Annotated in this window: 11 protein-coding genes; 8 read left to right on the forward strand and 3 right to left on the reverse strand. The window is 45.2% G+C overall.

The genetic code is table 11. The features are described 5' to 3' along the window. Nucleotides 1–7: 7 nt before the first annotated feature. The 3 genes from rbfA to IEW69_RS04370 are packed head-to-tail and all read left to right on the forward strand — an operon-like array spanning nt 8 to nt 1,524. Nucleotides 8–391, forward strand: coding sequence for a 30S ribosome-binding factor RbfA (gene rbfA / locus IEW69_RS04360; RefSeq protein ID WP_188625601.1), 384 nt, complete (start codon nt 8–10; stop codon nt 389–391). Then, on the forward strand, nt 381–1,085 hold the full coding sequence (locus IEW69_RS04365) for a peptidoglycan DD-metalloendopeptidase family protein (protein WP_188625602.1): 705 nt from the start codon (nt 381–383) through the stop codon (nt 1,083–1,085). Before rbfA ends, IEW69_RS04365 begins: the two co-directional genes overlap by 11 nt. A gap of 16 nt (nt 1,086–1,101) precedes the next feature. After that, nucleotides 1,102–1,524 carry a hypothetical protein gene (locus tag IEW69_RS04370; RefSeq protein WP_188625603.1) on the forward strand — a complete coding sequence of 141 codons (423 nt, stop codon included), beginning with the start codon at nt 1,102–1,104 and terminating at the stop codon, nt 1,522–1,524. On the opposite strand, the gene IEW69_RS04375 is transcribed toward IEW69_RS04370, so the two are convergent. Further along, the gene (locus IEW69_RS04375; protein WP_188625604.1) at nt 1,493–2,368 is read right to left on the reverse strand and encodes a diacylglycerol/lipid kinase family protein; all 876 of its coding nucleotides are present in this window, start codon (nt 2,366–2,368) and stop codon (nt 1,493–1,495) included. The two genes, IEW69_RS04370 and IEW69_RS04375, sit on opposite strands and share 32 nt — an antisense overlap. Before the next feature lie 53 nt (nt 2,369–2,421). Between IEW69_RS04375 and IEW69_RS04380 the strand changes: the two genes are divergently transcribed. Further along, entirely contained in the window at nt 2,422–3,435 is a 1,014-nt protein-coding gene (locus tag IEW69_RS04380; RefSeq protein ID WP_188625605.1) for an App1 family protein phosphatidate phosphatase, read from the forward strand. A 13-nt stretch (nt 3,436–3,448) separates the two neighbouring features. Further along, the gene (gene aat / locus IEW69_RS04385) at nt 3,449–4,093 is read left to right on the forward strand and encodes a leucyl/phenylalanyl-tRNA--protein transferase (RefSeq protein WP_188625606.1); all 645 of its coding nucleotides are present in this window, start codon (nt 3,449–3,451) and stop codon (nt 4,091–4,093) included. A gap of 29 nt (nt 4,094–4,122) precedes the next feature. On the opposite strand, the gene IEW69_RS04390 is transcribed toward aat, so the two are convergent. Then, the gene (locus IEW69_RS04390; RefSeq protein ID WP_188625607.1) at nt 4,123–7,017 is read right to left on the reverse strand and encodes a DEAD/DEAH box helicase; all 2,895 of its coding nucleotides are present in this window, start codon (nt 7,015–7,017) and stop codon (nt 4,123–4,125) included. Between the two features lie 265 nt (nt 7,018–7,282). Between IEW69_RS04390 and IEW69_RS04395 the strand changes: the two genes are divergently transcribed. After that, nucleotides 7,283–7,870: a GIN domain-containing protein gene (locus IEW69_RS04395; protein ID WP_188625608.1), complete on the forward strand. Its 588-nt coding sequence runs from the start codon at nt 7,283–7,285 to the stop codon at nt 7,868–7,870. Between the two features lie 170 nt (nt 7,871–8,040). Here the strand turns inward: IEW69_RS04395 and IEW69_RS04400 are convergent, their stop codons facing one another. Then, on the reverse strand, nt 8,041–9,048 hold the full coding sequence (locus tag IEW69_RS04400) for a helix-turn-helix transcriptional regulator (protein WP_188625609.1): 1,008 nt from the start codon (nt 9,046–9,048) through the stop codon (nt 8,041–8,043). Nucleotides 9,049–9,117: 69 nt separating this feature from the next. Here IEW69_RS04400 and IEW69_RS04405 point away from each other — a divergent pair, with 69 nt between their 5' ends. Continuing rightward, nucleotides 9,118–11,544: a TonB-dependent receptor gene (locus IEW69_RS04405; protein ID WP_188625610.1), complete on the forward strand. Its 2,427-nt coding sequence runs from the start codon at nt 9,118–9,120 to the stop codon at nt 11,542–11,544. A gap of 26 nt (nt 11,545–11,570) precedes the next feature. Then, nucleotides 11,571–12,950, forward strand: coding sequence for a DUF4374 domain-containing protein (locus IEW69_RS04410; RefSeq protein WP_188625611.1), 1,380 nt, complete (start codon nt 11,571–11,573; stop codon nt 12,948–12,950). Nucleotides 12,951–12,976: the final 26 nt, after the last annotated feature.

Raw genomic sequence — 12,976 nt, forward strand, 5'->3', positions numbered from 1 at the left:
CAAGCATATGGAAAGTAAACGTCAACAGAAGTTTGCAGGCCTTCTACAGGAAGAGCTTGCCGCTGTTTTCCAAAAGGAAGGTGCTGCCTACCTGCCCAATACATTGGTTACCATTACGAAAGTAAGGGTATCCCCGGATCTGGCGGTTGCCAAGGTATATTTAAGCTTCTTAAATACCAGCAATACCACCTTATCTGTAAATACGGTGAATTCCCATGCCGGAGAAATCCGCTATAAGCTGGGTTCCAGAATACGCCACCAGGCGCGTGTGGTACCAACGTTAACGTTTTTTGTAGACGATACCAACGAGTACACCGAGCACATGGACAAGATCTTCGACAAGATTGCTAAAGAACGTAAAGAAAACGATAGCGCAGAAGATGACGCCTAAACAAAAGTTTGAGGCCCTTGGAAACAAGGGCCTTCAATTTCATCCACTGGTTCCATTCGAAACCAATACAGATCAACTCTTCCAGTTTGATCTCACCAGTTACAACCCTAAGCTTACCGAAGAAATCATCAGCGACACCACGGTATTCAGTAAATGGATCAGTCAGGAGCTTGCCGATCATGATGCACGCTACGGCATCGGTGGCTACAATGAACACCGGACCATCTATGCCAGAAGCAGCTATTTCGATGGGGTAGAAGAGCCCCGGAGATTACACCTGGGCACCGACATCTGGGGGCCGGCAGGTACACCCATTTACAATTTCTATGATGCGGAGGTCCACAGCTTTCAGTTCAATGACCACTTTGGGGATTATGGCGCCACCATTATCCTGAAATACAACATCGAAGGCGTTGAATTTCATGCTTTATACGGGCATTTGAGCCTGAATTCGTTATCTGGGTTGCAAGCAGGACAGAAAATCCCATCTGGCCGGGAATTTGCAGCCTTTGGCATACCAGAGGAGAACGGGTACTGGCCGCCACACCTGCACTTTCAGCTCATCATTGATATGGAGGGCAAAACCGGCGACTATCCCGGCGTGTGTCAGTACTCAAAAGCAGGTCATTACTTAGAAAACTGTCCAGATCCACAATTTATACTTAAAGATACCTTTGGAGTTGCAACAAGCTAAACCTAACAACCAGGCAATGCGTCGGATCTTCAAAATGTTTGCCTTTCTAGACCTCATCAGCATCCTTTTCATGTTTGCGCAGGTATGGTTCCTATTAACCCACCTGGGCAAAGTAAAACCCGATGCCTTTTCCATAATCAAAGCGAGCCTGACGGTGCTGATTTACGGTTCTTTGTTCTTTACGGCCATGGGGCAGTACAGCTTCAAGCGCTACGGCATGATCGTTTATTACATCCAGTTTCCCTTCCGCTTGTTCCTTATGGTGCTGTCCATCGGCTTCATTACGCTCCTGCCAGAGGTGATGGAGGTTGGCGAAAACCTCTTCAGCTGGTTGTTCCGGATCTGTATTGTCGCGGAATTCTTCCGCCTGTATTACACCATACTCGCTTATAAAAAGTTCGTCCGGGTCAGACAATTACCCGGATTGCGTCAGTTATAATGTGTGCATTGATCGTGTTTACCTTACCCTGGTACTCGCCATCTACCTGAAAGTGTGCGCGGTGCTTCGACTTGATTACCAGCTTATCTGTTTTAAAAGTCTCAATAGAATTGGGGTTAAAAGGCAGGTTGGTAAAGCGGATCTTTAAAATTTCAAGCACATTGTAGTTCTTCACCAGAATCACCTCAAACAGATCATCTTCCAGGCTACCTTCCGGATTAATCTTTACGCCCGTTCCATACATGGTTGCATTTGCAATAACGACCATAGAGGCTTCCGAGCGGATCTCTTCACCATCTATTTTCAGCGTCACCTCCATTTTATGATGGTTCCACAGCGCATGCCATGCTGCACGTGCATAACCCTTCATCCCACGTTGCGGCAGGTCATCAAATTTCTTGATGATGTAGGCATTGAAGCCGATGTCTGACAGGTGGATACAAAGCTCATCATTTACCACAACTGCGTGAATGCGTTTGGGTGTGCCATTTACAGCGGTATCCAGTGCTTCTTTAACGTCGACGGAGATACCCAGTTCCTTAGCCATGCCGTTGGCAGAACCTGCCGGAATAATGCCGACCGGCATTTCGGAGTTCAACAAACATTGCGCAACAAGCTTCAGCGTGCCGTCGCCACCTACCGCCATTACCCGATCCGGAGCGGCATCATCAATGCGCTTTTTCATCTGATCAGTTGAACAGTCTTTCGGCAGCTCGTAAATCTCGTAATCATGTGGAAGTTCGGAGAAATAGTGCTGAATTTCAGCTTTGTAATCGATCTCGCCATTGCCGGAACCCGGATTAACAATGAACAGAAATTTTAAACCATCAGGCTTAGGGTTCATGAAGTGTATTTTAATATCAAAACAACATTGCTGATCCCGATGTTTTAAAATCAATGAACAATTCTGTCAGCATTAAAGTCTACCACGGTTACGGCCATACCCACAACCTGGTGGTTTATGGAAACGCCTTTAAATTCAAAGCCAGAACGGTTCAGCAGTACAGCAACAATCTGTTCACAAACATTCTATACCTGCTTAAGCTTTTCATCCTGAAGCCCTTTCCGGGTTTGAGGCTAAGGCTTACCTTTCACGATCAAGTGGTTTATCAAACCTCAGAATACGACGGCTTTTTTAAATTCGAATTTAAGTCCTCCGCGGATGTTGAACCCGGTTGGCACAACGTAAAAGTTGAAGCGCTGGATGAGCAGGAGCAGGTGCTGGCAACATGTAGTAGCACCATCTTTGTGCCGCACATTACCCAGTATGCTTTCATCTCAGACATAGACGATACCATTATGGTGTCGCACTCTGCAACGGTGTACAGACGATTACGGGAGCTGTTCATTAAGAATCCGAGAACCCGGAAGACCTTTACCGATGTTCAGCTGCATTACAGCCTGCTCGCGCTATCACATACCACGACCGACCAGCCGAACCCTTTCTTTTATGTTTCCAGTTCCGAATGGAACTTATACGATTACCTAGTGGAGACCTTCCGCTTTAACAAACTGCCAGAAGGGGTGTTCCTGCTCAACCAGATTAAGATGTGGACCAACTTCCTGACTTCCGGCAAAACGGGGCATGAGGGCAAGCTCATCCGGGTTATGCGCATCATTGCGGCTTTCCCAAACCAGCGGTTTGTGTTCTTCGGCGATAACTCCCAGCGTGATCCATTTATATATGCCAGCATTGCTGAGAAATACCCCGAGAAAGTAGAAGCCATTTACATCCGGAACATCGTACCGGCCAATAAGACCACAACCGTGGTTACCCTTGCACCTGCAAAAGAGAAAGGGATTAAGATCTGTGTGTTCGACAGCAGTTCAGAAGCCATGGCACACTCACGTGCGGTAGGCCTGATTGCACCACTGGAGCGCATAGAAGGTATCGAAAAGGTATTAAATTAACTATACTTGCAGCATGGTTTTTGGACTTGATGAGCTATACCTCGCCTTTCCTGATCCTGCATTGGCAGATGCGGACGGATTGCTCGCTATTGGGGGCGATCTTAGCGCTGAAAGGCTCAAGAATGCTTATGCAAGTGGTATCTTCCCATGGTTCAGTGCGGGGGATCCAATTCTCTGGTTTGCACCGCATGAACGTTGTGTCATTTTCCCCGAGCGGGTGAAAATCAGTAAGTCCATGCGGAAAGTGCTGCTTAGCGAACAGTTCAGGATCACCTGGGACCAGGCTTTTGAGCAGGTCATCAAGGCCTGTGCATCCATAGACCGTACCAAGCAGGGGCAGGATGGCACCTGGATCACGGACGACATGCAGGAAGCTTACCTCAACCTTCATCGGCTTGGCATGGCACACAGCCTGGAAGTCTGGCAAGGGCAGGAACTTGTAGGTGGCCTCTACGGTGTGATCGTAAACAAGGTTTTCTGTGGTGAAAGCATGTTTAGCCAGATTAGTAACGCTTCGAAGGCAGCTTTAATTAGTCTTTGCAGAAGTGGCCAGTTTAAACTGATCGACTGCCAACTGCCAAATCCTCATCTCATGAGCCTTGGCGCCGAACTTATCCCGAGTCAGGAATACCTGAAAATCCTAAAGGAACAGGGATAACTTAGTTTGCAGCCGGAACGGTAACCAATCTAATTGAGAATTTCCTGAATATCAGCCTTGGTCAGTGATTTAAAGAAGCTTTCTTCCGTGGTGATCAATGAACTTGCAAGCCTTTTCTTACGGTTCTGCAGGGCAAGGATTTTTTCTTCAACGGTATCTTTGGCGATAAACTTATAGATGAAAACCTTTTTCTCCTGACCGATGCGGTGACTTCTGTCTATGGCTTGTTGTTCTACGGCGGGGTTCCACCATGGATCCAGAATAAACACATAGTCGGCCTGGGTAAGGTTTAAACCCACACCACCTGCTTTAATGGAGATCAGGAAGACCTTTAGCTCAGGGTCATTCTGGAAATCTGCAACGGTTTCTCCGCGGTTCTTCGTGGCGCCATCCAGGTATGCGTAACGAATCTGCTTTTCCTCAAACTCCGCTTTAAACAGGTTCAGGTGTTTTACGAACTGCGAGAAGATCAGTACTTTATGTCCCCCTTTAAGCACATTGTCGAGTGCATGCAGCACATTTTTAAACTTCCCGGAATCAGAGCTGTATTCCTGGTCAATCATTACGGGGTGGTTGGCCAGCTGTCTGAGCAAGGTTAGGCCCTGCAGCAGCTGCACCTGTTTCTCTTTGTAGCTGCCATCGTCCATGCTGCTCAGCAGGTCATTCCGGTAGGCAGATTTCGTTTTTTCATAATACGCCGCCTGATCCTCGCTCATGTCGCAATAGAACACCTGCTCGGTTTTCGGCGGTAGTTCTTCCGCAACCTGTTCTTTGGTTCTGCGCAAAACGAAGGGTTTGATGATGGCCTGCAGCTTTCTGGCTTTCTCCTCGTCTTTCTTTTTCTCAATGGCCTGCACGTATTCTTCATTGAAGAAAGTCTGCGTACCCAGTAGACCAGGGTTCAGGAAGGTAAGTTGTGTCCATAGGTCCCCCACGGAATTCTCGACCGGCGTACCGCTTAGGATCAGCTTGTGTCTGGATTTCAGGGAACGTACCGCTTTGAAGGACTTGGAAGCCGGGTTTTTGATGTTCTGACTTTCATCCAGAATGATGTAGTTGAAGTAAAAATGTTGCAGCAGTTCTGCATCAATCCGCGTAATGCCATATGTGGTAATGATGATGTCGTAATCTATAAAATGCGCAACATCCTTATTTCTTGCGCCACCGGTGTGTGCAAAGATCTTTAGCTGCGGGGTAAATTTTTTCGCCTCATTGAGCCAGTTGTAAATCAGCGAGGTCGGCATAATGATCAGCGAAGTGCTTTTGGTATTGTTGTGCTGATCTTCCTCTTTTATTTTCTGCAGCATGGCCAGGGTCTGGATGGTTTTACCAAGCCCCATGTCATCGGCAAGGCAGCCGCCGAAATGGTATTCCCGAAGAAAGCTGAACCAGTTGTAGCCGGCTTTCTGATAGCTGCGCAGCTCACCTTTAAAATGCACCGGCATTTCAGTGTCTTCAATATGCTCAAAGTCATTCAGCTTCTGAAGCTTCCGGTTAAGCGTAACATGCACGATGCTGTCTTCAGAAAGGTCGTTGATTAACCCAACATGATGTTTGTGCAGCTTCAGTGCTTTACTCGAATCCGAGAAGTTGAACAAGCTGCCGTACTGCGAAAACCACTTATCCGGGATGATCGCAATGGAGCCATCGGGCAGTGGAAACTCACGCTTTTTGCGGAGGATATGCTGCTTTAAGGCGATGAATGGCACGGCAAAGGATCCGAAATATACGATGGCATTGATGTCGAACCAATCGTTTTCTTCTTTGATCTCAAAATCTATGTGGTTGCTGGCAAACAGGAATTTCTTCGGCCCGGCAGATTGCTGGATCTCAAAGCCACGTTCCTGTAAGTCTGCGATATGTTCGTTGGTCCAGTTGAGTACCCCGTAGGCAGGGTCCACATCTGCTTTATTATTCAGCTCCAGGGTATAGAAAACCGGGCTGGACTTTTTAAGTCCCATTTTAAGCAGCTCCCCGTATTTGCCCTTTTCCCATTCCGTTTGGCGTTTAATGCGGTTGAAGGTATATTCTTCCCCTTCTTTAGACACCCTGACGGTAACTTTCTGTTCATCGCCCATGGCAAAAGTATAATCGCCATAGCGGAAGCACAGCTGCAGCTGGGAGATGCCATCTTCCACAAAAGAGACATTCAAGATGGGGGTAGGCTCGTTCCGCTCCGTTTTAATTTCAAAACCTTCCGCATAGACATGATACTTTTCTATAAGCGGCGCTACAAACTTTTCGAAATACGTTTCCTCAGTTGCTTTGGGGATGGTGATGTATCGTTTATTAAGAAATGGCTGAAGCTTTTTGCCTTCCATACCCGGTTCAAAGAAGTACAGGGTTTGATCCAGCAGGAGCCATGCAGGCTGATTACTGATCAGCTGCGCATCCTTGAACATGAAGTCGATACGCATCCCGGCATATTTAATGGTTGGGAAGTAGCGCGTTTCCAGGTTGTTTCTTCTGAAGTGGAACAGAATCGTGGCAGGTTCCAGCGCAATCTGCAGTCTGGACCCAACGGGCCACCCGTCTTTTGACATCAGGTAGAGCGATTTCGCCACTACGGGGTTCTTCAGGAGCTCCGCCAGTTTCTTCTCCACTTTTGGGCGCACATGGTCGTAGAACTTATCATCGAAAACCTTGCTGAAGAATTCGAATGGGCGGATCTGCTTTTTATGGTATTTCTTAATGAGGGAATCCTGTTCGATGTCATCAAGGGTCTTGATGATCTTCATGTCCGCCTCGGATAGATGCTTTTCAAATTCCGCTGCCGTGTGACTGAATATCCGCTGGTAGGTGAGGGAAAAGTCACCCTGTGGATTCAATTGAACAACATGTGGTTCAACCAGATAGCCCAAAAAATCATGTTTACACAAGGCGTACACTAATTTGAATGGCTTGGAACTATCTACACGTAGCATGGGATGAAAATAAATTTAAACTAATGGAGCGCTCGTATAAAAGTTTTAAACATACAGGATTTTCACTTTGTATCAAACATGAAATCGTGGAATTGAAAGTTTTTTTACCTGTTGGTCGAAATAAAGCTGGTTTTCGTCGAACTGCAGGTTCACATGGTCTAATTCGGCCAGAATTGCTGAAACGTTTTTACTGGGGACGCGTCTCATTACCAAACAAATAAAAACAGTTAAGCAATTGATTTACAAGCTTTAAGAAAAAAATATTATGAAAACTTCAGTAAAAACAATGTTCGCGCTCTTCACCGGAATTATCTTATTGTCAAATACGGCTGCGGTAAAGGCGACGGAGCCAGTTACCTACATCACAACTTTAAGTTCGGTTAAGGACATCCGTAAGATTGTGGTAAGTGGAAATGTGCAGCTGCTGCTGGTGCAGGATAGTAAGGAAAGCGTTAAGGTATATGATAAATACTACTCCAAAAACGCCCTGGTGCAGCAGCAGGGTAGTACGCTGCGCATCAGTTCTTACGCGGACAGGCCATTGTCTATCGTGGTGTATGTAAAGGAGCTGAATGCGATTGAAGCTTACAATACCGCGAAGGTTAGAACTGAAGGCTGTTTCAAATTACTCAATTTAGATGTGCGGCTGATGGATAGCGCTTCTGCAGACATCAATGCTAAGACCGTGTCTTTGTTCAGTTCGGTAAAAGGTGCTTCAGCACTTAAGATTGCCGGCACCTCGGATCAGCATACGATAGAGATGTGTGACTTGGGTAACATGACGATGGATCAGTTTGCGGCAGGGGCAACTGTAATTGCAAGTAAACCAGGAGCGGTGTTGGCGAGCCGATAGCGGAGGGAAGGTTAGGAGAAGGCTTCGAGTGAAACGCACACCAAACGCACAGCAAACCCAGACCAAACGCACAGCAAGCGCACAGAACATGTGCGATTGCTGTGCGTTTCATGTTTATCCTATTAGTGCCTGTTATGTGGTTTGCCTTATCTTAAAATGATCTGGTGCGACTATCCCAGCATCAAAGTTCGGCTGTATTCCAAGGCGATGAAGATTTCTTCCAGGAACAATATCATGGAGAGCTTACCAGATTTAACGGATTTAGGTAAGTATCCATAGTATTTTTTAAAAGCACTGCTGAAGTGCGTGGCATATTTATAGCCCATCTTCTCTGCAACCTCCGCGATCGTAATGTCCCCTTGCTTTAGCATTGTCTTCGCCTGATCCATCTTATGTTGGTTCAGATAGTTATATACGGTGTTTCCAAAAGCATTCTTGAAGTTGCGTTTCAAATTAAACTCATTTGTGCCTACCAGATGTGCCAGCGACCTCAAAGACAATGGTTTTCCGGAGTGATTAATTAGGATTTCTCTAGCTGCGAGCATTTTGTCCATGTCCTCTTTCTTTAGAACCACATGAGGCGGCATATCTTCAAGCTGCTCTAGCTGTAACAGCTGCAAGGCCAACAGTTCTATTGTTTTGGATTCCAGTATGAGTTGGTCACAAAAATTACTTTTGGTGGTATGACTTAAAAGCTGGAGTACGGTGCCGATCTCTGGAGTGAAAGGCATGTTTGTGCCAGCAAGCATCAGCGGTAACTGCTCATCTGACAATTTACTAAGTTGTTGCCAGGAATGATGGGCCGGCAGGTACCTGCTTAGAAAGGAAGTGCTAAGATTGATGCAAATTACCTCGTCCTTGGCACTGCTCATGAACATGTGCACAGCAGCTGGTTTGAAACCCAGAAGGTTGTGCTGCTGGCTTTCAATTGAAGCATAGGTTTCATCAGATCCTCGTTTCCTGAAGATCGCTTTACCCTTAAGCACAAATATCATCTGGAATAGCAAAGTAGCGGGCTGATCACCCATAAACGTTTTAACTTCTACATGATCCCGATCGTCAATGTTAATGGAGTAGTTGATTGCCAGAGACTTCTGAAGTAAATATACATTTTCCGGCTTTTGCTCAATTTCTCCCTTTAGCGTCAATTGTTCTCCCGATTGCGTCATGTGTAGCATATATCTTTGCGACTAAATTATTCTTATTAAGACCTATTCTAAAGAACACAGCCAAAAAGTTACATGTACATGCATAAAACACTACTATTTATATTTCTTTCCTTAATCTGTTTTGCTGGAAATGCCCAAACTGGTTCACTCTCCGGCAGGGTTACTAATGAAAATGGAGCTGCTGTTGAAGGTGCTACCTTGAAGATAAAAGAACTGAACAGGTCGGCCATAACAGATATGGAGGGTAAATATGAGCTGAGGTCAGTTAAGTACGGGTCGTATACCTTAGTTGTTAGCGCGCTGCAGACCGATGCTAAAAGCGTTAGTGTAAAGGTTGGCACCGGGAATACGGTGATGAATGTTAAAGTGAAGTCTGCAGGTGCAAGGGCGCTTGAACAGGTATTTATAGAGGGAAAAACAGAGAAGAAAACGATTGAAACATCAGGCTTTGCGATTAACGTAGTCGAAACCAAGGAGGCTTCCTTGAGAAATGTGCAAACCAATGAGCTGCTCGATCGTACGGTTGGGGTCCGCGTTCGTCAGAATGGAGGGCTTGGCTCTGCAGTAGAATATAATCTAAATGGGATGTCGGGAAGATCAGTGGGTATTTTCATTGATGGGATCGAAATCTCCACATATGGATCTTCTTTTAATCTGAATAGCATTCCCCCTTCCATGGTCGAACGAATCGAGGTATATAAAGGGGTTCTGCCTGCTCATTTGTCGGGAGATTACATGGGGGGTGCGATTAACGTGGTGCTCAAAAAGGATATTTCGCAAAATAATATTGCAGCATCAATATCCTACGGGTCATTTAATACCTATCAGGTTGACGCCAGTGCCATGTACCGGAATTCCAAAAATGGCTTTACGGCAAAGGCATCCGGGTTTTACACGTACACGGACAACAGCTATGAGACATGGGGTAAGTTTTCAAAGTTCATTACGCCGGATGGGCAGGTAGAGCGGTATTACAGAGCAAGACGTTTTAATGATTCTTTTAAATCAACAGGCGGGCGATTTGAGCTTGGTTTTACCAATGTAAAATGGGCTGATGCTTTACTATTAGGTTATAACGGGTCCTCAACCGATAATGAAATTCCTCACGGACAGGTGATGGCAAAGCCATATGTGGGCAGAACCAGTGAGGCGCAGGCGCATGTGTTCAACCTGATCTACAATAAAAAAGATCTTTTTACTAATGGCCTTTCCCTGAATGTTAATGGCGTATATAGTGACCGGAGTACCTATCTTCAGGATACCGTCGGTTATTTGTACAATTGGGACGGAAATTATCGCCTGGACTTCTACAACCGTCCAATGTACCGGGAAGGTTATGGTCAGCAGGGACTTGATGTGATCACGGATATAAGCAGAAGGATCACAACCTTACGTTCCAACCTTAGCTACGATATTTTTTCCGGTCACCGTTTATCCATCAATCATGTTTACTATACTGTTGACAGAGATGACGAAGACCTGCTAAGACCTGTGGCAAATGGCTCACTAAAAACCATCAGTGATCTCCAGAAGCAAATAACAGCTTTCAACTATGAAGCCCAATTATTTGGAGATAAGCTAAAAACCAACCTGTTCCTGAAGTACTATCAGCAAAACGTTGGCCGTACTACGCCCATAGTTTCTACAGTTGGTGGCCAGAATGTTGTTAATACCGCACGGAGTGACAAGAAAATTGATGCAACAGGATATGGTCTTGCAGCATCATACGCACTTAAACCCAAAATTGTCCTTATTGCATCTGCAGAACAAGCCGTTCGAATGCCAGGTGATACTGAAATTTTAGGCGATCCGAATGAAAACGTACTATCTAATTTCAGCATCAGGCCCGAGGTGGCCAGGAACATAAATCTTGGTTTCAGGCTGGGTAATTTCGAGATAGACAAACACAGGATTTCAGTATCTGGAAATGCATTCTCCAGGAATATCAAAGATAGGATCGTGCGACAGGTTAATAGTACATTATCTGACCAGGAGGTAGAGGTTTCGCCTTTTATGAATATTGGTCGTGCGAAGTCACTAGGATTTGAGGCTGAACTGGGTTATGCTTACAGCAACAGATTGAACGTGATGTTTACCTTTTCAAAGTTCAACTCGGTTTTTAAACAAGGGGACGATTCTGTAACTGGTCAGCGCCTAACCCAATATGAAGGCGAGCAACTACCAAATGAGCCATTTTTCACTATGAACGGAAATGCGCAGTACAGACTGAATAACGTTCTCCAAAAAAATTCTTTGCTCAACCTCTTCTATAATTTTGGATATGTCGCGCCTTTCAGGACCGTATGGCCAGAATCTGAATGGTTTACGACACCAACCCAGTTTGCGCAGGATCTTGGGCTTAGCTATAAATTTCCCGATCGTAAGCTGGTTGTTAGCCTGGATGCCAAGAACATACTCAATGCAGAGATCTACGACAATTTCGGTGTGCAGAAACCAGGGCGTGCATTCTTTGTAAAACTCAACTACAGTATAAACAGACTTTAAATTATCTAACATTAAATACTTATAGAATGAAAACAGAACTATTAAGAACAATAATGTTTGGTGCGGCCATTACTGCACTGTCATTATCAGCATGTAAAAAAAGCGATGGTCCGGGGGAAAATATTGCAGACAGTGATCGATGGATTACGATTTCAGGCGCCATGGATGATCCTTCAAACGCTGAAGTTGGTGATGGTAATGCTGGAACAATGGTATACAGCCTGACGGTTGAAGAAGCAAAGAATCCTGGTATTAGTGTAAACGTTTTTGATCAGGGTATGCACGTTAAATCACAACGTACAGCACGTTTGCAGGCTTCTGCTGATGGAAAGTACCTTTACAACATCCAATATGTAGGAGAAGATGGAGGGATTTTCAATAAAATGAGTGTGCATGGTGGAAAGGATTTCAGACCAGAAGGGTCCGAGGTCGATACGGAGCCTTATGTGAGTGCCTCACCACGTTGGTTAAAAGCTGTTGAAGGTGTCGGCATAGCCGTAAAAGCGGAAGCCAATGCAGTGGTTTACGAAGGTGCCAGTCCGAACTTTGTTTTCAAAGGAAGAACGGCATCCGTAGACGTAATCACGCTGGATCTGAATAATCCAAAGATCACAAAGGTGGCTGATTTTCAATTACCATTATCGCCGGAGGAAGTAGCTGCGGGCTACTATGTGAGCCGTATAGATGTTCCTGTGGTTAATAAAGCTGGTAACAAGGTATATATTGGCGCTGCTATTTCAAAGCATAATACGAGTTCCTTTACTATAGGTACTGATGGTCTGCCTGTTTTTGCAGCAGATAATGCAAGTCCGAGAAGCTGGGCAAAGACGTTGGTACTTGATTATCCTGCGCTTGAAAATCCAAAAGTGCTTACGTCTACACAAACCAGAGGCAGTACCAATGGCTACCGTAGCACCATGCAGTATGTTGGTACAGATGGACATGTTTATCAGGCAACCTCTGGTGAAGGACCAGGTAATGGTGGTTCCAAAATTCTTAAGATCAGTGCCGAAAGCAATGATTATGACAACAGTTATGTATTTAGTCTTGATCAGGCTTTAGGCGAAACCAACACCTATATCGAAACGTGGAAATATGCAGGTGACGGAATTGGCTTTGTTGTTTATAGTAAATATACTGGTACAGGAAACACACGTACCGGCGGCTATATTGCACGTGTAAACCTGAATAATAAAACGGCAACAAAGTATACGCTGCCTAATGAGGCTACTTTGAACTTTGGTCAGATCCAGGCGATTACCATGCATGACGAAGATGTTTTTATCGCAGTAGCACCCGTGGGTATGGATGGTAATATGTACATCTTCAATAGAAAAACCGGTGAAATGACAGTTGGTGCTAAATTAGTAAACAAGCCAGGTAATCAATATATTGGCGTTTATTAATACTAATCCTAAATAAAGAAGATCAG

This window comes from Pedobacter quisquiliarum, from assembly GCF_014642175.1.
GTDB lineage: Bacteria > Bacteroidota > Bacteroidia > Sphingobacteriales > Sphingobacteriaceae > Pedobacter > Pedobacter quisquiliarum.